Source organism: Gilliamella sp. M0320, assembly GCF_016101635.1.
Classification (GTDB): Bacteria; Pseudomonadota; Gammaproteobacteria; order Enterobacterales; family Orbaceae; genus Gilliamella; species Gilliamella apis.
The window spans coordinates 383,254-406,076 of the sequence record NZ_JACFQD010000001.1; the positions used below are offsets into that span (position 1 = coordinate 383,254).

A 22,823-nucleotide genomic window follows, 5' to 3' on the forward strand; every position below is an offset into this window, starting at 1 on the left:
CCGAAAGTATACAGTGCGGGTGTGGCGAAATTGGTAGACGCACCAGATTTAGGTTCTGGCGCCGCAAGGTGTGTGAGTTCAAGTCTCTCCACCCGCACCATTTTAATCTTAATGTCTATCCTTTATTGGGGTATAGCCAAGCGGTAAGGCAGCGGGTTTTGATCCCGCCACGCCCAGGTTCGAATCCTGGTACCCCAGCCATTCCAATCTGCTCATATTTTTATATCCGACTTTTTAGTCTATTTTTATATTGGAACTTTGCCACTATAATCAATTCTATAAAAATATGCGGAATTAGTATATTTATCAGATATCTAATCTCCATTCATATTGGGGTATAGCCAAGCGGTAAGGCAGCGGGTTTTGATCCCGCCATGCCCAGGTTCGAATCCTGGTACCCCAGCCATTTAATTTTCAAACATTATCTATGTATCACTCTTTTGAGTGAATTGATTAATGTCAATTGATAGTCATAGTTGAAAAATCAGCCACTAGTTATTTTTTGGATTAAGTTTATTTATCTTATTTAATATATAAATGATGAGTTGCTTTTAACAGTAAATACTAAAGTGGATTATCTGCTTTTTAAAAGCGAAATTAAAATTATTTTAACTATAATAACAATGAAAATTGCGTTATATCATCTTATAACGCAATTTATGAATAAATTTTCTATTTCAGCACACAAACAAAATATAATTCATTATCTTTCAACTGCCATTCAATAGCCCCTTTTGTTGAACCTACTGCATATTGGTTATTACTATCTCTTTCGTCTGAAGTCCAATATAAATGTCCTTTAGGGAAATGGTTACCGGGATAGGTGTGATGATAATAGTTTTCTTCGTTAGTTACATCACCCCATTCAGCTAGAAGATTGTTTCCAACCTGACGATAATAGTGATTTGTTGTAATGGCTAGGCAATTATCTGAGTTATTATCAGATTGGCAAGCACCGCCACTAGTTATAAGACCTTGGTCACTGTTGGTTAAATCTTCAATAGATGGAACGATATAGTTTCCCTGACAAACACTTCTACTTTGATTATAAGGATAAAAATCTTGGCTGGGTGCGGAGAACCATTTCTTAATAGTAAACGAATAAATATCTTCACCGTTGGATTTTATAGAAAATGTAGGATTTGCTTCAGTGGCTTCTCCTAGCAATTTAACTTGTACAGCCGTGTTAGCTAGGTGGCTATCTACATCATTATCACTAATTGTGTTTATTTGAACATTTACTCCTTTTGAACTATTTGATGATGTTATTGTCGATAAATCAAAAGGTGCACCAGCTATAAACATGAGAAATCGTGCTTGATCAAATCCAGTAGTTGGAAAACCACCAGCACTGACTTTATTGACGAAGCCAGAATCAACTATGTGTTGATTGTTATCACCCCAAGTTAAATGTGCCCAGTCACCAGTGTAATCTCGATTTTCGAAAGGGAATGAATATACAATTGATGGTCGATTTGCACAAACGGTAGGTTTGATCGCATTGTAAATCAAAAAGTCACTTTTAGGCGTAGAATAAATTGTATAATTTGGCATGCCATATTCAGAGACTAAAGCGATAGTGCCTGAAATTCTGATATATGGGTTCCACCCCAACCGTGCTAGCTCACAAAAGGTTCTATTTCTATCTGGCTCCAATAACAAATAGGATATATTGGCAGCTCGATAGAACCAATCTATTTTAAAACCGCCATCAGGTGGGGTTATTTTAGTTATAACATCGCCGTCATCATCAGAGACGTTCTGGCTATCAATTGGATTAGTAGGTGAAAATGGCATTATTATAGGTTCAAAACCATAATCAGACTTTAACATAGTTAACAATTGATTTGGTGTGGTTGTATTAGGATCAACTTGAGGGAAATTTATGGACTTTATTGTGTCGTTTAAACTATTTAATTCAGAGTTTATTGTTGTTTGTAATTTTACTCCAAAATAGTGAAAGTTTTGTTGATTATATTCTCGAGATCCATTTATGCCTATCGCATCTGGGTTAGTAAAATAGGGAGCGGAACCATGAATAACCTCTACTGTTTTTGTATCCAATGCCAAAGCTAATCCGCTCATTAAAAACACTGAAATTAAAAAGAATATGATAAATCGTGTTAAGCATTGAAATTGAGAACACAGAATAAATTTAAATCCTTTCAATAACATCATCTTACCTTACCTTTTAATTCTTAAATTTAAATAAAAAAGATACATTTATTGTGTTTAAATTATGCTGATACTTATTACTAAAAACTTAAATCGTGAAAAGCTTAATTCTTGGATAAAAATCTTTTTTATGAATTGCATTGTTAGGTAGAGCTTGAAACTAAAAGTTAATTTTTGTAAAAAATCCATGTGTAAAAATATGATATTTAACACATGGATAATTATGTAGTGGATCGTTATTTATATAAATTTACATAAACTGTTTGAGCGGTGCCGGCACGATTGGCAGAGACTTCTTTGACATAATAGAAATGAGCATCATTAGCGATAGCATATTTTTGTGCAGCAGCACTAATTTCGCTAGTATTATTGAATGTGCCATGGAAAACAATAGTTTGATAAGGTTTCATCACTTTGAAAGCATCACTAGTGATCTCATAAGCATCTTGACCTGCAATAGCTTTAGAGATAATAAAGTCACGGACTGGCGCATCTTTTTTAAATAAAGCAACATCAATTTCCTGCTCATTATTTTTAACATCATCGGCAGTAATTGAATACACATAAAATGCATAAGCATTTTTTTCTGCTGCTAATTTACTTGCTGAATCCATTATTTCAGCGGTATTGTTATAGCTACCTTTGTATTTAACTATTTCAAATGGTAAATAATAAAGTGCTTTAGAGCGAGGATAAAGCACAATGCCATTATGGGTAGCTTCATCTTTGCTGACAGCAATTGGCGCATTTGATAAATAAATATCCGCATAAACAACAGCGCGATCGGTTGAAGTACCAGTGGCTGGTTGTTCAATACCAGTGATATGATAATATTTTGCTCCAGCTTCATCAGCAGCTTTAGATATATCATCTGCTGCATTTTGTGCTTGTAAATAGCTACCAGTTACTGAAATTTCTTTATAAGGAATGAGGTTATGACTTTCTTCTGCTGTTAATGGTGATGCCGCATAAATATTGGCAACAGGTAGAGATAATAGTAAAGCTAATGCAATAGATGATTTATTAAAACGTTTCATAATAATGTCCTTCATATTTATGTTATAAAAATTAAAAAACAATTTGTAACGCTTATTTTATGGGGGTATTGCATGAGAGTTTTGAAAAACGAATAACGCTCTCGAAATAAATCTTTTACTAATTCTTTCAGACAGCTAGATAAAACAGGGTAGAAATGATAGAAATGAGAAATAACCGATTAATAGTATATATTAATCAAAATATTTGTGTAGGTACCACTTGGTTTTTTTTGAAAAAATTTTTCTTAAAGCATTTTATGTTAAAGTCAGAACTGAAGCATATTTAATTTAACTGTAATTTATAATTGAGTATTACTTTTGATGGTACTTATAAAACTATTAATAATTTGTGCAGTCAATCCCCAAATAACAAAATTATCATATTGATAAAAATGAACATTATGTTGCGACTTTTGTTGCCAATTTGCGGTTCGATTAGGTACCAATTCAAATGGAAAATTGTCATCAGGCTTGAAACCGACTAACATGTTAGCTTGTTTCGGTGGATAGTTAATAAACCATTCAAGTGGAACCGTAAAAACAGATTCAACTTCATCTTGATTAAGTAGCAAGTTATCTAAGGATTCAATTTTTGCGACAAATGGATAAATTATCATACCTAATGAAGCAATAAATTTCGGCAATTGCCCCAAAATAGTTATTTGATCAATAGGAATGCCTAATTCTTCAAAGGTTTCACGTTTAGCTGTATATTCAGGGCTATCATCAGTTACTTCAACTCGACCACCAGGAAAGCAAAAATCACCGGGTTGCCATTTAAGTTTCTTTGAACGTACTTGAAGAAGTAGGTGTAATTGATTTTTGATAGAGATAATGGGTATTAATACTGCTGCTTTATTAATGGTGTGAAATTGTTTTTTGGTTTTTTTTAAGGATTGTGATATTTTTTCGATTGTGGTCATAATATTTATTTCGTTTTATTTTTAGGTTTACATTCTTTTTACGTTATAATATAAAATTATTGGAGAAATTGTTCGTCAATAGTACATCTGTTTCACCTGAATAATACTATGCAATACGATATTAATAACATAAAAAAAGAACTTGATGATCTTGCTATTCTGAAACATGAGCGAGCTCGAAGTGGAATGCCTTTGGAATTCCAACGAGTTTTTACATTGTTACCAGTGCTTTTTCATTTTCATCATCCAGATCTTCCCGGTTATCAAAATATAGATACCCCATCAGGTATTGCATACTATCAACCTTCAAATGAGATTATTGAACAACTACAACATTGTTTCAATTTTAAGAGCGCTACACAGACAAAATATTCTGACATATCTGCACTATATTCAATGGGGAGTACCTGCTCTATAGGACAGGCGGTTACCTCTGATCTTGATATATGGGTTTGTATCGAAAATAATTTATCTACAGTTAAAAAGCAAGCTTTAATAACAAAGTGTCAATTGATTGAAGAGTGGGCTGAGGAATTAGGTGTAAAACTTACATTATTTGTCGTTGATGTCGATCGATTTATCAACCAACATCATGAATGTTTGATGGGTGAAAACTGTGGTTCAGCACAACATATTTTATTGCTGGAAGAGTTCTATCGTTCCGCTAATCTTTTAGCTGGTAAACGACTACTATGGTTTGCAGTTCCAGCTGATTTTACTATTAATGATGTTACTTACCCAACTTATGAAAAATGTGTTCAAGCATTAGTGGTCGCTAATATAATCAAACGTGAAGAATGGATCGATTTTGGACCACTCACAGGATTGTCTGCTGAAGAGTATTTTGGTGCAAGTTTATGGCAACTCTATAAAAGTATTGATTCGCCATTTAAAGCTGTATTAAAAACATTACTACTTGAAGCTTATTCTTCAATCTATCCTGAAAATAGACCAATTGCTTATGAAATGCGCGAGTATATTCAAAAAGGTGAAATCCACGTTCATCATTATCTTGATTCATACTCTATGTTATTGGATCGAATTACTAATTATCTAATTGAAATTAGAGATTTTCAACGTCTTGAGTTGGTAAGGCATTGCTTTTATTTAAAAGTAAATGAAAAATTATCAGATAATGATCAGCCATTGTTATGGCGTCGAAAAATATTAAATGAATTAGTACAACAATGGGGATGGACGCATAAGTTATTGGTAAAATTGGACGCCAGTAAAACATGGAAAATAGAACAAGTACGTGAAATACACGAAATATTGCTTCACACCATGATGACAGGTTATCGTAATTTACTCAATTTTGGTCGTCGTAATAACTTAGATTCACTTATTAGTCCACAAGACTTGGCTATACTGACTCGTAAATTATATGCCTCTTTTGAAGTTCTACCGGGTAAAATTTCAACATTAAAACTTAATATTTCGGATAATCTGCAAGAAGATGTATTAACTTTTATCCATGTCAAAGAAGATCGTATCAATCGAGCTGGTTGGTATGTTTACAATCAAACACCTAAACTAAATTCTATTATTGGTCATCAATACTTAGAATATAGTAAATACTTGGTTAAATTAGTTGGTTGGTGTTACTTTAATGGTTTAATTTCTGATTCAACCAATTTTTATTATTACGATGGTGATGAGCGAGATAATCAAAAAATAACCAAGCTCATCGAAGATCTGAAAAATTATTTTCCGATAGATGTACCTGCCGCAACTGAAGAACAGTTATATGGGCCTTGTGAAATACGCCATTTGGCTATCATCTTGAATTTAGAAGATGATCCAACTATTAATTTAGAACTTGAGGATGAAATTAGTACTAATGTTTTAAATTATGGCAAGCAAGAGTTAAGTTTAGTTGGGTCTATAGATTTACTTTATCGTAACTCATGGAATGAAATTCGGGTATTACATTTTAGTGGTTCTTTATGTGTGCTGGAGGCCATAAAAGCGTTACTTAATCGTATGCATAAAGATGCCGATTTACCTAATTCGGTCGAAATTTTTTGTTATAGTAAACATCTTAGTCATGAAATCTGTAAACAAATGAAAAAACTGATGGATGACTGTGTTGATTTACGATTGACGACTACTAAAAATAACTTAACCCAAGTCAAACCACTTAGAATAGATGGTGCTTCATGGTATCTATTTTTTGAACGATTTGGCGTTTCATTTCATCAATTTGAAAATGCTATTGATTTTTATGGAGCGGTATCGAATAATAAAGTTCAAGGTAGGCCGTTAAATATCTTAGATGAAAGTAATGAATTACCTAAAGAGATAGATAGCGTCGCTTATGAAGGTATTATTCAATTCTTCTTTGAAGATACCACTACAGGATTTGATTTATATATTTTAAATGAACATAATCAAATAGAAATATACCGTAATTGTAATGGTACTAAAGAAAATATGGTTAAAGATATCAATGATTTTTATGTATTATCTGATGACCGTTTTACTTTCACTACCAGTAGTTCAGTTAATTTTAATTTACCGCAATTTTATCAAATCACATATAACGATGCGGGCGAGCGCGAAATCTTCTTATTGAATTAATTATCTAAAAAATTTTTTATCTAAAAATTTAATAAAATCATTGTCTTTTAGTATATAAATAATTAAAAATGAAAATGATTGATTAAAAAAATGAAATTTCTATTAAAATAATGGGAACTTTTTTTAAATTTACGAATCTAACTGTTAGAGTGCACAGTTTTGGGCCAACTAATAGTTATTAACATAATGAGGAATGGCCTTTAATGGGGGAGCAAATAACAGACCAAGTTTTAGTTGATCGCGTTTTAAACGGAGATAAAAATGCGTTTAATTTACTTGTCGTTCGTTATCAAAATAAGCTAGCTCATTTGGTATCACGTTATGTTTTACCTTCTGAGGTCCCTGATGTTGTGCAAGAAACCTTTATCAAAGCTTATCGTTCGTTAAGCTCTTTTAAAGGGGAAAGTATTTTTTATACTTGGTTGTACCGAATTGCGGTTAATACAGCAAAAAATTATTTAATTTCGCAAGGTCGACGACCGCCATCTTCGGATATTGATGCTAGTGAAGCTGAAAGTTACGAAGGTGCCGACTCATTGAGAGATGTCGATAACCCAGAAAGTTTAGTTCTTTCTAAAGAAGTTGAAAAAGTTGTATTTGAAGCAATTGAAGCATTACCTGATGATTTGAGAACTGCTATCACATTACGTGAAATTGATGGTCTAAGTTATGAGGAAATTGCCGAAATTATGGGAACACCGGTTGGAACAGTTAGATCACGTATTTTTAGAGCTCGTGATGCTATTGATGAAAAAATTAAACCTTTAATTGGTTAAATAAATTAAGTAGCAAGAAATTTAAGGTATCTACTATGCAAATAGAACAGAAACAGCAACTTTCATTATTAATGGACGGTGAGTTAACTGATCAACACTTTGTTGAGATGGTTAGCCATGATGAAAGTTTGCAATCCTGCTGGCATCGTTATCATATTGCAAGAGACGCAATGCGAGGAGAATTGCACGGTAGTTCATTAACATTAGATATTACCAATCAAGTTGCTATGGCGATTGCTGATGATGACTTATATCCACAATTAACTGAGCAGCCATCCCAAAGTGAGATTTCAATTCCAAAAGCCGAAAATCTATTCTGGATTCGAATGAAAGATATTATGGCTAAAGTTAGTCAAATTGGATTAGCGGCTTGTGTTACCTTAGCTATTATTGCTGGAGTCCAATATCATCAAGGTCAATCAGATGATGTTAGTGGTGCGCCTACGCTAAATACTATCCCTATGGGAGTAAACGTTGCGCCTGTTGGTGGTATACAACAACATAATGATCAGCAACTTCTTGAAAAAAGACAATATGATAAGATTAGGTTGTTGGTTCAAGATTATGAATTACAAAAAAGGTTAAATGCCCGTTAACTAAAAATGAATTTTCTTTATTCTTTGATAAAATTTATGTTAAAACAGAGTAATAATTTTTTTATTACTCTGTTTTTTATATTTTTTTCCGCATCTGTTATGGCGGAAGAAACGCATGATGCTTTGAGTTTACTCAATAAAATGACCAAAGCTGTGCAGACGCGTGACTATCAAATTCATTTTATTGCGCAAGATAAAGATCAATATGCAACTACCTTTGAATATAATCATTTAGGTGCTGACAAAAAAGAAAATATCAATGCTCAACTGCTTTATCTTGAAGGTCCAGCTAAAGAGATAATTTTACATAATAATACCACTAGTTATTTTCAACCTGATAGTCCTTCTTTTTCGATTTCAAGTTCCCGCATTACAGAGGCTTTTCCTGACGTTATTTATAATGATTTTAATTCATTAGCTAATATTTATGACTTTATTTTATTAGGTAAGACTAGAACGGCTAATCGAGGTGCTCAATTAGTCAAAGTCATTGCTAAAGATAAAGATCGTTATAGTTATGTTATATGGATCGATGATGAAAATTTTTTACCACTACGCATTGATTTGTTAGATGAAGATAATGATATTATTAATCAATTAAAAGTGGTTGATCTTGATAGAGATTTTGATGCAAAAAAATTTAAAAATTATATTGATAATCGAACCTATCCAATTTTATTATCAATTGATAAACAGAATAATCTTCTTGATGCTTGGCGTTTAGCATGGTTACCTAAAGGGTTTAAAGAGATTGCTGCTTATAATGTTAACTTTTATAGTTCTGATATAGCGACTAAGCTGTTTTCTGATGGTGTATTTTCATTTACTGTAAATGTTTCTTTAGAGCAGGCCAGTCAATTAAATCAAATTATTCAGCAAGGTGGCCGAACGATTTTCTCAACTAACATGGGTAATAAAAATATCATAATTATTGGTAATTTACCTCAAGTAACAATAGAAAAAATTGCACAAAATATTGTTGAGAAATCACCGGAAAACTCTCGATAACACTATGCTTACTCACTATTAATGTGTAGAATGTCTGCTTTCAAATTCGTGATTATTTGACTTGTTATTTATAGCCGATAACATTAATGATAATTAACAGTACATAACTAAAATATAACTTATTGATATGAATAAAAATATCCGCAATTTTTCAATTATTGCTCATATTGACCATGGTAAATCAACGCTTTCTGATCGTATTATCCAAATTTGTGGTGGACTTTCTGATCGCGAAATGGAAGCTCAAGTTCTAGATTCGATGGATTTGGAACGTGAACGAGGTATTACGATTAAAGCTCAAAGTGTTACTTTAGATTTTCATGCTAAAGATGGCCAAACATATCAGCTGAATTTTATTGATACTCCTGGACATGTTGACTTCTCTTATGAAGTATCACGTTCGTTAGCAGCATGTGAAGGAGCATTATTGGTAGTCGATGCTGGACAAGGTGTTGAAGCGCAAACACTTGCCAATTGTTATACGGCACTTGATATGGATCTAGAAGTTGTACCAGTACTTAATAAAATCGATTTACCTGCGGCTGAACCTGAACGAGTGGCAGAAGAGATTGAAGACATTGTTGGTATAGATGCTAGCAATGCAGTTAGGTGTTCCGCGAAAACCGGTGTTGGAGTGGTTGATGTACTTGAACAACTTGTTCATGATATTCCTGCACCTGAAGGTGACTCAGATGCACCATTACAAGCGCTAATTATTGACTCATGGTTTGATAACTATCTAGGAGTTGTATCACTAATTCGTATAAAAAATGGTGAACTACGCAAAGGCGAGAAAATCAAAGTTATGAGTACTGGAATGACTTATAATGTTGATCGTTTAGGTATCTTTACACCAAAACAAGTTGATAAAGACTGTTTACATTGTGGTGAAGTAGGTTGGGTGGTTTGTGCTATTAAAGATATCTTAGGTGCACCAGTCGGCGATACCTTAACATCGGCCAGAGCACCTGCTGAGAAAGCATTACCAGGTTTTAAGAAAGTAAAACCACAAGTCTATGCAGGTTTATTTCCAACTAGCTCAGATGATTACGAAGCATTTCGTGATGCATTAGGTAAATTAAGTCTTAATGATGCTTCACTTTTTTATGAGCCAGAAAATTCAGGCGCATTAGGATTTGGTTTCCGTTGTGGTTTCCTTGGCTTGTTGCATATGGAAATCATTCAAGAACGGTTAGAACGCGAATATAACCTTGATCTTATTACTACAGCTCCAACGGTAGTTTATGAGGTTTTAACTACTCAAAATGAGATCATTTATGTTGATAGCCCTGCTAAACTACCGGCCGTAAACAATATTCAAGAACTACGTGAGCCGATAGCTGAATGTAACATTTTAGTACCACAAACTTACTTAGGTAATGTAATAACATTATGTGCTGAAAAACGTGGTGTACAAGTTAATATGGTTTATCATGGCAATCAAGTTGCATTAACTTATGAAATACCAATGACCGAAGTTGTATTGGATTTCTTTGATAAACTTAAATCGACTTCACGTGGCTATGCATCTTTAGATTATAGTTTTAAGCGTTTCCAAGTTGCTGATATGGTAAGACTTGATGTATTAATCAATGGTGAACGAGTTGATGCATTAGCGCTTATCACGCACAAAGATAATGCACCTTACCGTGGCCGAGAACTAGTGGAAAAGATGAAAGATCTTATCCCTCGTCAACAGTTTGATATAGCAATTCAAGCGGCAATTGGTAATCATGTAATAGCACGTTCTACAGTAAAACAATTACGCAAAAACGTATTAGCCAAATGTTATGGCGGTGACGTTAGTCGTAAAAAGAAACTTTTACAGAAGCAAAAAGAGGGTAAAAAACGTATGAAGCAAGTAGGTAATGTTGAACTACCTCAAGAAGCGTTTTTAGCAATTTTGCATGTAGGAAAAGATTAATCAGTTAAAGAGGAAAACAAATGGCTGGAACATTTGCCATCATATTAACATTAGCAACTTTTATTACCGCTATCTTCTGGTTTTTAGAAAAATTTAGATGGAAACCAGCTAGACAACGTAAAGTAGAAGAAGTGCGTAAAGCCCATAATGGTGAGGTTGATGGGCGAGTCCTTGCTGAGGTTGGAAAACCAAAAGGTTGGGTTGAAAGCTTAGCATCTTTTTTTCCGGTTTTGTTTGTGGTTTTTGTTATTCGTTCATTTATCTATGAACCCTTTCAGATTCCTTCAGGGTCAATGATGCAAACTTTATTAATTGGTGATTTTATTGCGGTTGAAAAATTTTCTTATGGCTTAAAAAATCCAATTAACAATAAAGTACTAATTGCTACAGGAAAACCTCAAAGAGGTGATGTAGCTGTATTTAAGCACCCTAACATACCACAAATGGATTTAATTAAACGTGTGGTTGGTTTACCTGGTGATAAGATTGTTTATCTGGTTAATGAAAAGAAAGTAGTTATTTATCCTGCTTGTCAAACAACGGATAGTAATTGTGTTGGTCAACGATCTGAGCCATTAGATTTGCACTATACTCAACCACAGCCAAGCAATTGGAAACAAGTACACGAAAAAGATAAATCTAACCCAAGTTTTTATACCTTGGAACAATATAAGGACAAAGGTATTGTTGATTCTCAATCCATAAGAACGTTTGATATAAAAATTCAACAAGAAACCTTGGGTAACAAGTCGCATGATATTTTAACCACGTCAGGAATAGAGGAAGATCCGAGTTATTATTATCATCAAAAAGGTCAACCTGTTGCTACTTGGGTAGTACCACAAGGTAATTACTTTATGATGGGCGATAATCGTGATAATAGTGGTGATAGCCGATATTTTGGTTTTGTTCCCGAAGAAAACTTTGTTGGTCGTGCAACCGCCATTTGGATTAGTTTTGAAAAACAACCTGATGAATGGCCTACAGGAATTCGATTCAGCCGTATCGGTGGGCTCCATTAACTGTGATAACTATGAAAAATTTGAATCAAATACAACAATCGATTGGTTATCAGTTTAAAGATACATCTTTACTACAACTCGCACTGACTCATCGCAGTGCGAATAAAATGCACAATGAGCGGCTAGAGTTTTTAGGTGATTCAATCCTTAGTTTTGTTATTGCTGATGAGCTTTATCATCGATTTAGTAAGCAAGATGAAGGTGATCTTAGCCAAATGAGAGCAAGTTTAGTTTGTGGTCAAACTCTTGCTGAAATGGGCAAAGAGTTTAAATTAGGTGATTATCTTATTTTAGGTCAAGGCGAATTAAAAAGTGGTGGTTATCGCCGTGAGTCGATTATTTCTGATGCCGTGGAAGCTATCATCGGTGCTGTTTATTTAGATAGCGATATTGAAAATATTCGTCAGTTAATTTTAGCTTGGTATACAACACGTTTAAACGAAATTAAACCCGGCATTAAGCAAAAAGATGCTAAAACACGATTACAGGAATATTTGCAAGGTATTCGACATGAACGACCATGCTATTTAATTCTTGAAGTTACAGGAGATAATCATGAGCAAGAGTTTCTCATTCAATGCAAAATTGATAATGATGATCATCAATATTTAGGACGAGGTTTAAGCCGTCGCAAGGCTGAACAAGCCGCAGCTCAAGAAGCACTAAACCAATTAGGAATAAAATGACAGAATCAAAACAACATTGTGGATTTGTTGCCATAGTCGGTAGACCAAATGTCGGCAAATCAACTTTATTAAATCAATTACTTGGTCAAAAGGTATCGATCACTTCACGTAAGGCACAAACTACACGCCACCGTATTGTAGGTATTGATACTCAAGGTGATGATCAGATTATCTATATTGATACTCCCGGTCTTCATATTGAAGAAAAAAGAGCAATTAACCGTTTAATGAATCGTGCTGCTAGCAGTTCAATTGGCGATGTTGAATTGGTTATCTTTGTTGTTGAAGGTACACACTGGACTGATGATGATGAAATGGTTGCAGGCAAACTTAAAGATTGTAAAGCGCCTGTATTACTGGTGATTAATAAAATTGATAATGTGACAGATAAAACCGAGCTATTGCCTCATATTCAAGAAATCAGCCAAAAAATCAAATTCTTGGATGTTGTGCCCATTAGTGCTGAAAAAGGTGAAGGCGTTGATATCATCAAAGACATTGTAAAAAAACATTTACCTGTTGGTGAACATCATTTCCCCGAAGATTATATTACTGATCGTTCACAACGGTTTATGGCTTCAGAAATCATCCGTGAAAAACTAATGCGCTTTTTAGGTGATGAACTACCTTATTCTGTCACGGTTGAAATAGAACAATTTAAAGTCGATGAACGTACCGGCATGTACCGTATCAATGGGTTAATTTTGGTTGAACGTGATGGTCAAAAGAAAATGGTCATTGGTAATAAAGGTGAAAAAATCAAAAAAATTGGCATAGAAGCACGTAAAGATATGCAATTATTTTTTGATAATAAAGTTCATTTAGAATTGTGGGTAAAAGTTAAAGCTGGCTGGGCTGATGATGAGCGAGCTCTTCGAAGCTTAGGCTATAGTGACGATTAATCCAAATCCTTTTGTATAAAGATCAGGCAAAGATTTTGCCTGATGATTACTTTCTAATTTATCAACTTCTGTTCCGATTTATTTTTCAAAAGTTAATGCTAAACATCTACTCTGGTTTTATATATAATAGCCCTTCACTGACTTGGATTTAGAATTTTAATTTCGGAGCTTTTTCATGCAGCAGTTTCGTCCTATCCGTCGTGCTCTACTTAGTGTTTCTGATAAAACAGGAATTATTGAATTTGCCAAAGCTTTATCAGATCGTAATGTAGAACTCCTTTCCACTGGTGGTACCGCCAAACTATTACTTGACAACCATATTCCTGTTACAGAAGTATCTAATTATACTGGTTTTCCTGAAATGATGGATGGTCGAGTTAAAACCTTACATCCTAAAATACATGGTGGTATTTTAGGTCGTCGGGGTGTTGATGATGACGTCATGCAACAACACCAGATCGATCCAATTGATATGGTTGTTGTGAACTTATACCCTTTTGCAAAAACTGTTGCTGATCCAAATTGTAGTTTAGAAGATGCGATAGAAAATATCGATATTGGTGGGCCAACCATGGTACGTTCTGCCGCCAAAAATAATAAAGATGTTGCGATTGTGGTTGATTGTCAGGACTATAACACAATCATTGATATGTTGGATAACCAACAAAATTGCCTCTCTTTTAAATATCGTTTTAGTCTAGCAATAAAAGCTTTTGAACATACTGCTCAATATGACGGTATGATTGCTAACTATTTTGGTAAACTTGTCCCACCATATTATGGCGACACTGATAAGCCTGCTGGAGAGTTTCCTCGAACTTTAAATCTGCAGTTTATTAAAAAACAAGATATGCGATATGGTGAAAATGCTCATCAACAAGCTGCATTTTATGTTGAAGAACAGCTTGAGCAAGCCTCTATTGCAACTGCTAAACAGTTACAAGGTAAGGAATTATCTTATAATAATATTGCCGATACTGATGCCGCATTGGAATGTGTAAAATCCTTTGATGAACCTGCTTGCGTAATTGTTAAACACGCCAATCCATGTGGTGTTGCAGTGAGTGATAATATTTTAACTGCATATTTAAATGCTTTTAAAACTGACCCAACCTCTGCATTTGGTGGCATTATTGCTTTTAATCGACCTTTAGATGCTAAGACCGCTCAAACTATTGTCGATAAACAATTTGTTGAAGTGATTATTGCACCTTCAATTGACCAAGATGCTTTAGCTATCACACAAACTAAAAAGAATGTTCGTGTACTTGAATGTGGTAGTTGGTCGAGTAATTCTACAACTAGTTTAGATTTTAAACGTGTTAATGGTGGGGTTCTTGTACAAGAAAGAGATTTAGGTATGGTCACTAAAGATCAGTTAAAAGTTGTTACCAAACGTCAACCAACTGAAAAAGAACTATCCGATGCACTATTTTGCTGGAAGGTAGCAAAATTTGTTAAATCTAACGCCATTGTTTATGCCAAAGATAATATGACAATTGGTATTGGTGCAGGGCAAATGAGCCGTGTTTATTCAGCGAAAATTGCCGGTATTAAAGCAAAAGATGAGAACCTAGAAGTTGCTGGTTCAGTAGTTGCTTCTGATGCATTCTTTCCATTTAGAGATGGCGTAGATGCAGCCGCTGCGGTGGGCGTTACTTGCGTTATTCAACCGGGTGGATCGATTCGTGATGATGAAGTGATTCAAGCCGCAAACGAGCATAATATTGCGATGATTTTTACCAATATGCGTCATTTTAGGCATTAATCTTTAAAAGTATTGAAAGGACCTTGTATGAAAGTTTTAGTTATCGGTAATGGTGGGCGTGAACATGCCTTAGCATGGAAAGCAGCACAATCACCATTAGTGACCAAAGTATTTGTTGCGCCGGGTAATGCAGGTACCGCACTTGAAGCAGATTTAGAAAACATCAATATAAAAGCAACCGACATTGCCGGACTATTAAATTTTGCACAGGAGCAACAAATAGACTTAACCATAGTCGGACCAGAGGCGCCATTAGTAATCGGTATTGTTGACAGTTTTCAAAAAGCTGGATTGAAAATTTTTGGCCCATCTAAAGCTGCTGCTCAGTTAGAGGGATCAAAAGCTTTTACTAAAGACTTCTTAGCTCGTCACAATATCCCAACGGCTGAATACCAGAATTTTACCGAAATTGAGCCTGCTATTGCATATATTCGTCAAAAAGGTGCGCCAATTGTAATAAAAGCCGATGGGTTAGCTGCTGGCAAAGGCGTAATTGTCGCTATGACGCTAAAAGAAGCCGAAGATGCTGTACATGATATGTTGGCTGGTAATGCCTTTGGTGATGCAGGTCATCGAGTTGTCATTGAAGAGTTTCTTGATGGTGAGGAAGCCAGTTTTATTGTTATGGTTGATGGTGAACATGTTGAACCAATGGCAACCAGTCAAGATCATAAACGAGTGGGCGATGGGGATACAGGTCTTAATACTGGTGGAATGGGTGCATATTCACCAGCGCCAGTGGTAACTGATGATGTATTTACTAAAGTGATGGAACAAATCATCTATCCAACAGTTAATGGCATGGCACAAGAAGGTAATGTGTATGTCGGCTTTCTTTATGCTGGTTTAATGATAGATAAACAAGGTAATCCAAAAGTTATTGAATTTAACTGTCGATTTGGTGATCCTGAAACCCAACCAATCATGATGCGAATGCAATCTGATCTGGTTGAACTCTGTTTAGCTGCCGTAGAAGGTAAATTAAACACAGTTAAATCACAATGGGACCCAAGGCCTTCTTTAGGGGTAGTTCTTGCTGCTGGTGGATATCCTGGTGATTACAATACTAAAGATGTCATTTTAGGCTTATCTTCTGAAACTAATCAAAATTGTAAAATCTTTCATGCCGGAACTAGCTTAGAAAATGGACAAGTATATACTAATGGTGGGCGAGTTCTTTGTGTCACTGCATTAGGTAACTCGGTATCAGATGCTCAAAAAAATGCTTATGAACAACTTAAAAATATCTATTGGCATGGTTGTTACTATCGTCATGATATTGGTTACCGAGCTATTGAAAGAGAAAAAAAATAGTTAGAAGACTAATGAATAAAATAGCGCTGTATAGCGCTATTTTTTTATCTGTTAATAAGAAGTTAAAAAAGTTGAGGAGAGGGGGGGTATTATTGCTACTAAGTAATTATCGAATTGATACTATTTACCACTAATCACAAAATTTTCCTGAACTTTTTTATGTTCAATTCATTATTGATATTATATTTTTCCATTCACTACTTTAGACAATATAATGTTATTTACTGACAATAATATTAATCGTTAAAATTAACTATCTATTCTTGGTATTGAAGTTTAAAATATATCCATATTCATAAATTAGTATGAATATTATTCAAGTTCCAATCTTTTCTTTTCTATCTTTTTCTATTTCATAAATCTTAGCACTTGAGGACAATTATTATGTTTCAATGGCTTTCAAATTGGATTTTAGATGGACTTAAGCATTCACCCGAAATACTTTTATTTCTCTCTTTAAGCTTAGGGTATTTGATTGGTGGAATTCGAATTGGTAAATTTCAATTAGGTGGTGTTGCTGGTTCATTATTGGTAGCAGTGGCATTAAGTGTATTTGGTGTTACTGTCGATGCTGGCGTTAAAGCTGTGCTTTTCGCTCTATTTATTTATGCAGTCGGGTTCGAAAGTGGACCACAATTCTTCCGTTCATTAGGAGTTAAAACTCTACGTGAAATCTTTTTAGCGCTATTTATTGCTGTTGCTGGTTTTGTAACGGTAGTTGTGTTAGCCAAATTATTCCATTTAGATAAAGGTCTTGCTGCTGGTTTAGCTGCAGGAGGATTAACACAATCTGCCATTATGGGTACGGCATCTGATGCGCTAACTCAGCTAGGCTTAAGCCCAGAAGAGTTAAGCCGATTACAAAGTAATGTAACCATTGGTTATGCAGTGACTTATATATTTGGTTCACTGGGCGCGATTATTGTCTGTGTTAACATTTTGCCGAAAATTATGGGGCGAGAAATTAACGACGATGCAATTAAGGCCGAAGCAGAACAATTACATGGCTCACTTTTATTAGGTAGTGGTCAAAACTTTGCTTTATCTGATGTAACTGGTCGTTTATATCGTATTACTAATAAGGTTAATCAAACCGTTGAAAGTTTAGAAAAGGTGATTAATGGTATTAGTATTGAGCGAATCAAACGTGGCAATCGTATTATTGAAGCTGCACCAGAAACTTTATTAAAAGCCAAAGATATTATTTTAGTTGTTGGTCATCGTGATGCCATGATTGCTGCAACTGATTTATTGGGTGAAGAAGTGAATTCAGCACAGGGTATGGATGTGGTGATGAATACCCAAGATGTTGAAATGCGTAATACTCGATATGTCGGTCAAAATTTAACGCAAGTGCTTTCCTCTGATGAAGTGATGAAGTTAAAGCATGGTATTTATTTAATTGCTGTTCATCGTGATGGACAACCATTGCCATTAAATAATGATATGGTATTTAAGTTAGGTGATGTTATTACCATTTATGGTACCGATGGTGATTTAAGGCGTGTGGTTGACAGAATTGGTGCGCCGATTACCAAAAGTGAAAAAACTGACTGGATATTCCATGGGTTAGGTCTTGTTGTTGGACTTATAATTGGTCTTATTGTGATCAGAGTCAGTGATATTCCAATTACTTTAGGTGCAGGTGGTGGTGCATTATTATCAGGATTATTGTTTGGTTGGTATCGCTCCTTACATCAAACAGTTGGAAATATTCCAACTGGAGCAGTGCAATTACTTAAAGACTTTGGTCTAGCTGGCTTCGTAGCCGTGGTTGGGCTAAGCTCAGGTTTACAAGCCATTAATACGATTAAAGATCAAGGTCTTTCATTATTCTTAATCGGTGTTGTGGTGACTTTATTGCCGATGTTACTTGGTATTTATTTTGGTAAGTATGTGCTAGGTTATAAAAATTCGGCTGTATTTGCCGGGGCTTTAGCTGGCTCTCGCAGTGCGAATCCTGCTTTTGGTGAAGTACTTAATAAAGCGGGTAACTCAACTCCTACCAATTCTTTTGCTATTACCTATGCTTTAGCTAATGTTTTCCTAACGTTATTAGGACCATTAGTTGTTGCTTTTGTTTAATTGACATCTCAAATTAAGGATACATGGTTATGAAAAGTAATAATGAATATGCAAAATATGCGAATTTAAGTCCTTTTGAATTGAAAGATAATTTAATTAAACTAGCACAAAGCCATACTGACCGTGTGATGTTAAATGCGGGGCGTGGTAATCCTAATTTTTTGGCAACATGGCCACGACAAGCATTTTTTCAACTAGGTGTGTTTGCGCTACAAGAATCTGAAATGTCTTTTTCATATATGAATGAAGGTGTTGGTGGCATGCCAATTAAGGCTGGTTTAACTGGTCGTTTTGAACATTTTGTTCGTCAAAATTATCAAACACCTGGGGTGTCATTTTTAGGTAAAGCATTTTCTTATATTCGCGATCAGCTAGGCTTAGATGAAAATGCATTCTTACAAGAGATGGTGGAAGGTATTTTAGGCTGTAATTACCCTGTTCCAGACAGAATGCTGCGTTATAGTGAAGAGGTAGTTAAAGCATATGTGCTTACTCAAATGGGGGCACAATATCTAAGACGTGATGATTTGGATCTGTTTGCCGTTGAAGGTGGTACAGCGGCAATGGCCTATATTTTCAATTCTATGAAAGAAAATAACTTAATCCAAAAAGGTGACAAAATTGCCATTGGCGCACCGATTTTTACACCATATTTAGAAATTCCAGAGCTTAATGATTATCAATTAGTAGAAGTATTAGTTAATTCTGATCCGGATACGAATTGGCAATATCCAGAAGCTGAATTACGTAAATTAGAAGATCCTACTATTAAAGCTTTCTATTTAGTTAACCCATCAAACCCACCATCAGTAAAAATTGATGATAAAAGCTTGCAGATCATTGCTGATATTGTGAAAAAACGTCCGGATTTAATTATTTTAACTGATGATGTTTATGGCACATTTGCTGATAACTTCCAATCCTTGTTTGCTATTTGTCCAAAAAATACCATTTTAGTTTATTCATTTTCTAAATACTTTGGTGCAACTGGTTGGCGTTTAGGTGTTATTGCAACAGCACGTGATAATATATTCGATAAAAAAATTAAGGCATTACCAACCAAAACGAGACAGATTTTAAATAAACGCTATAGTTCTATTGTAACTGATCCTGAAAATCTAAAATTTATTGATCGTTTAGTGGCCGACAGCCGTGCAGTGGCGTTAAATCATACTGCTGGGCTTTCAACTCCACAACAAGTACAAATGGTGTTATTTGCCTTGTGTGAGATGATGGATACCGATCAAAGTTATAAAGCTGCATTAAAATCATTGATCCGTCGTCGAGCGGCTTCGTTATATCAACATTTAGGGCTTGCGCATCATACTGATGAAAACAGTGTTGATTACTATACCTTAATTGATCTAGAACATATTTGTCGTGAGCTTTATGATGACAAATTTGCTAAATGGATCTTAAAAAATAAGAATCCATCTGAGATGTTATTTAGAATTGCCGATGAAGCAGGGGTTGTTTTATTACCTGGTAAAGGATTTGCTGTACAGCATCCTTCGGCTCGAGCTTCATTAGCCAACTTAAATGAATATCAATATGCAGCGATTGGCTTATCAATGCGAAAACTTGCTCAAGAGTATTATGCTGAGTATCAAGGAAAAGCGAAGAAAAAATAGTTAATCACTTAGATTTATTCATCTATCTACATATCAAACCCTAGTTTAACTAGGGTTTTTTATTTTATATATCATTTAACTTGATTATAAATTTTAGTTATTCCTTCTGAATAAAATCAAGTTAATTTAATAATATTGATTTTTTTAAAACAGCTATTTGACAGCTTATTTTCTAATCTATATGATCGCAAATGAAAATCATTATCAATTGAGGTGTGTTCGGATGAAAAAATTAGCTGTAAAATTTAATCTATTTAGTTTGTGCCTTATGAGCTGTTACAGTTCTATTGTGCTAGCTGAAAGTAATATTAAAGATATTAAGGAAGATAATGAAAAAGATAAATTAGAAACAATCACTGTCACAGGTGAAGGAGTACAACGTAGTGAATTACAAACCAGTTCAAGTTTAAATGTCATAACAATTAAGGATATCGAAAGACGTCCCGATCTTTACTCTTTAACAACTGTACTTAAACAAACTTCCAATATATTAGAAACCGGATTAGGCAATGAATTACCCACAATTCGGGGTGTTGAGGGCTCATCAGCTCATGGTGCAATATCTTTTTTAGCAGGTGCTCGCCCTAGAGTTAATGTACAAGTTGATGGTGATAATTCTAATTATAATGAATTAGCATTCGCAACTAAATCGCTATGGGATATCAAGCAAATTGAAGTTTTTCGCGGGCCACAAAGTTATGCTCAAGGACGTAATTCTATAGCTGGCGCTATTGTTATGCAAAGTAATGATCCCATCAATAAATTTGAAGCAGCAGCAAAAACGGATTATGGTAATCAAAATAAACGCCAATTTGCTGCCATGCTGTCTGGTCCATTAGTTGATGAGCAATTACTCTTTCGTTTTACGGTAGATGATCAAAGTCGTAAATCTTATGAACATTTAGCAAATTATCATCCAGCAGGTGATTCAAGGAAATTTAAAGCCACCACAACTAAGGCTAAATTGCTTTGGTTACCTTCAGCTGTGCCAGATTTTTATAGCCGTTTAACCTTTAAACATGTAGATTCACGAAATCCTCAGGGTGAGTTTAAACCAACAACAAATTATGATACCTATCGCTCTGTATTCAAAATTCGGACTTCAAGCACAATTTGGGATTCAGGTTATCAATTTAATGATACATGGGAATTTGAAAATAAAGTTGTTTATTCAAATTATATTCATGACCGTTTTTCTCTGCCTTCTGGAGCACCATCAAGAGTTGAGGGGCACAAATGGCAAGTTCAGCCAATTTTAAGATACAACAATGGTACATACAAAGGTTTATTGGGTCTATTTTATTTTCAGTCACCACAAGATGACAGTATTTTATTAGGGGTTCGCAACCGTTATCATGATGTTACTAAGACTAAAGCGGTTTTAGGGGAATTTACCTTTAAACCAATTGATGTTATCGAAGTTAATCTATCAGCTCGTTATGAGCAAGAAAAACATACCCGTAAAGGTGGTAGCTTATTTACTTTAGATTATGATAATAAAACAAATGTTTTCTTACCGAAATTTGATATCGCTTATCTAATCAGTGATGATCAGCGTATTGGTGCTAAAATTGCTCGTGGTTATAATCCAGGAGGGGCTGGAATTACATTTACCTATCCTTTTTTAACATACAATTATGGTACTGAATATCTTTGGAACTATGAACTTTATCACCGCTGGCTTTCAGACGATAAGCGCCTAAAAATCAATACCAATATTTTTTATAACGACTATAAAGATATGCAAATTGAGTATACTCATCCACTAGGAATAACTATTGCTAATGCCGATAAAGCGATAACTTATGGTGCTGAATTTAATGTTGAGTGGCAAACAACACAAAATTTAAATTTAACCTCCGGTTTGGGCTTACTTAAAACCAAAATAGAAAAATACAGCGACAGTAAAAGTTATAACGGCAATAAGCTAACGCGTGCTCCTGGCTATACATTTAATCTAGGCGGTTACTATAACCTACCATATGGATTGGAAACCGGATTAAATGCATCGTTTGTGGATAGTTACTATACTGATGCATCAAATAATAGGACATCTAAAATTGATAGTTATTACCAAGCAAATGCTTACTTAGCTTATAACTTCAAACAAGGTCGAATCATGCTTTATGCTGATAATGTTTTCAATTCTCATGACAAAATAAGCCTGATGTCTTCATCTTCTCGATATAGTACTTATCAACAACCACGACAAGTAGGTATTTCTGCACAAATAAACTATTGATAAATCAGTTAAATATTAGATGCATAAAGGATATAAATTTGTTTTTGTTTTACAAAACTGATTGTTTTAAATTTACCGAATTATGAGTGGTAAAGGGTTATTAAAATATATTTGTACTATTAAAGAATGATATTAATGAAAATATTATGACCAC

Annotated in this window: 16 protein-coding genes and 3 tRNA genes; 16 read left to right on the plus strand and 3 right to left on the minus strand. The window is 34.6% G+C overall.

Going from position 1 to position 22,823, the window contains the following annotated elements; genetic code table 11:
- Nucleotides 1-15 precede the first annotated feature (15 nt).
- The 3 genes from H3T83_RS01715 to H3T83_RS01725 all read left to right on the plus strand — a co-directional run bounded on the left by H3T83_RS01715 (nt 16) and on the right by H3T83_RS01725 (nt 406).
- A tRNA-Leu gene (locus tag H3T83_RS01715) sits at nt 16-100 on the plus strand.
- 26 nt (nt 101-126) lie between these two features.
- Nucleotides 127-201, plus strand: a tRNA-Gln gene (locus H3T83_RS01720).
- Between the two features lie 130 nt (nt 202-331).
- Nucleotides 332-406, plus strand: a tRNA-Gln gene (locus tag H3T83_RS01725).
- 266 nt (nt 407-672) lie between these two features.
- Here the strand turns inward: H3T83_RS01725 and H3T83_RS01730 are convergent.
- The 3 genes from H3T83_RS01730 to H3T83_RS01740 all read right to left on the minus strand — a co-directional run bounded on the left by H3T83_RS01730 (nt 673) and on the right by H3T83_RS01740 (nt 4,135).
- A complete protein-coding gene (locus H3T83_RS01730; protein WP_198214902.1) occupies nt 673-2,070 on the minus strand; it encodes a hypothetical protein in 1,398 nt (465 codons plus the stop codon).
- Nucleotides 2,071-2,411: 341 nt separating this feature from the next.
- Complete coding sequence (locus H3T83_RS01735; RefSeq protein ID WP_198214903.1) at nt 2,412-3,212, minus strand: YdgH/BhsA/McbA-like domain containing protein; 801 nt, start codon at nt 3,210-3,212, stop codon at nt 2,412-2,414.
- A gap of 299 nt (nt 3,213-3,511) precedes the next feature.
- The gene (locus tag H3T83_RS01740; RefSeq protein WP_198214904.1) at nt 3,512-4,135 is read right to left on the minus strand and encodes a CoA pyrophosphatase; all 624 of its coding nucleotides are present in this window, start codon (nt 4,133-4,135) and stop codon (nt 3,512-3,514) included.
- A gap of 108 nt (nt 4,136-4,243) precedes the next feature.
- On the opposite strand from H3T83_RS01740, the gene H3T83_RS01745 reads away from it, so the two are divergent.
- From H3T83_RS01745 to H3T83_RS01805, 13 genes are all read left to right on the plus strand, one after another.
- Entirely contained in the window at nt 4,244-6,715 is a 2,472-nt protein-coding gene (locus H3T83_RS01745; RefSeq protein ID WP_198214905.1) for a class I adenylate cyclase, read from the plus strand.
- Between the two features lie 203 nt (nt 6,716-6,918).
- The gene (rpoE, locus tag H3T83_RS01750) at nt 6,919-7,491 is read left to right on the plus strand and encodes an RNA polymerase sigma factor RpoE (protein ID WP_065614532.1); all 573 of its coding nucleotides are present in this window, start codon (nt 6,919-6,921) and stop codon (nt 7,489-7,491) included.
- Nucleotides 7,492-7,526: 35 nt separating this feature from the next.
- Complete coding sequence (locus H3T83_RS01755; RefSeq protein WP_065578600.1) at nt 7,527-8,087, plus strand: RseA family anti-sigma factor; 561 nt, start codon at nt 7,527-7,529, stop codon at nt 8,085-8,087.
- Between the two features lie 99 nt (nt 8,088-8,186).
- Nucleotides 8,187-9,095: a MucB/RseB C-terminal domain-containing protein gene (locus tag H3T83_RS01760; protein WP_165754909.1), complete on the plus strand. Its 909-nt coding sequence runs from the start codon at nt 8,187-8,189 to the stop codon at nt 9,093-9,095.
- A gap of 127 nt (nt 9,096-9,222) precedes the next feature.
- Nucleotides 9,223-11,019 (plus strand): translation elongation factor 4, encoded by a 1,797-nt coding sequence (gene lepA, locus H3T83_RS01765; protein WP_065614535.1) that lies wholly within the window; start codon nt 9,223-9,225, stop codon nt 11,017-11,019.
- Nucleotides 11,020-11,039: 20 nt separating this feature from the next.
- Complete coding sequence (gene lepB / locus H3T83_RS01770; RefSeq protein ID WP_198214906.1) at nt 11,040-12,041, plus strand: signal peptidase I; 1,002 nt, start codon at nt 11,040-11,042, stop codon at nt 12,039-12,041.
- An 11-nt stretch (nt 12,042-12,052) separates the two neighbouring features.
- Complete coding sequence (gene rnc, locus H3T83_RS01775; RefSeq protein ID WP_065578604.1) at nt 12,053-12,727, plus strand: ribonuclease III; 675 nt, start codon at nt 12,053-12,055, stop codon at nt 12,725-12,727.
- Nucleotides 12,724-13,629, plus strand: a complete 906-nt coding sequence (gene era / locus H3T83_RS01780) for a GTPase Era (RefSeq protein ID WP_065578605.1) — start codon at nt 12,724-12,726, stop codon at nt 13,627-13,629. Before rnc ends, era begins: the two co-directional genes overlap by 4 nt.
- Nucleotides 13,630-13,804: 175 nt before the next feature.
- On the plus strand, nt 13,805-15,397 hold the full coding sequence (gene purH / locus H3T83_RS01785; protein WP_198214907.1) for a bifunctional phosphoribosylaminoimidazolecarboxamide formyltransferase/IMP cyclohydrolase: 1,593 nt from the start codon (nt 13,805-13,807) through the stop codon (nt 15,395-15,397).
- 27 nt (nt 15,398-15,424) lie between these two features.
- Nucleotides 15,425-16,711, plus strand: coding sequence for a phosphoribosylamine--glycine ligase (gene purD, locus H3T83_RS01790; RefSeq protein WP_198214908.1), 1,287 nt, complete (start codon nt 15,425-15,427; stop codon nt 16,709-16,711).
- A gap of 384 nt (nt 16,712-17,095) precedes the next feature.
- Entirely contained in the window at nt 17,096-18,796 is a 1,701-nt protein-coding gene (gene aspT / locus H3T83_RS01795) for an aspartate-alanine antiporter (RefSeq protein ID WP_198214909.1), read from the plus strand.
- Nucleotides 18,797-18,825: 29 nt separating this feature from the next.
- The gene (locus tag H3T83_RS01800; RefSeq protein WP_198214910.1) at nt 18,826-20,427 is read left to right on the plus strand and encodes a bifunctional aspartate transaminase/aspartate 4-decarboxylase; all 1,602 of its coding nucleotides are present in this window, start codon (nt 18,826-18,828) and stop codon (nt 20,425-20,427) included.
- 223 nt (nt 20,428-20,650) lie between these two features.
- Nucleotides 20,651-22,669, plus strand: a complete 2,019-nt coding sequence (locus H3T83_RS01805; RefSeq protein WP_198214911.1) for a TonB-dependent receptor — start codon at nt 20,651-20,653, stop codon at nt 22,667-22,669.
- The last annotated feature ends 154 nt before the right edge of the window (nt 22,670-22,823 follow it).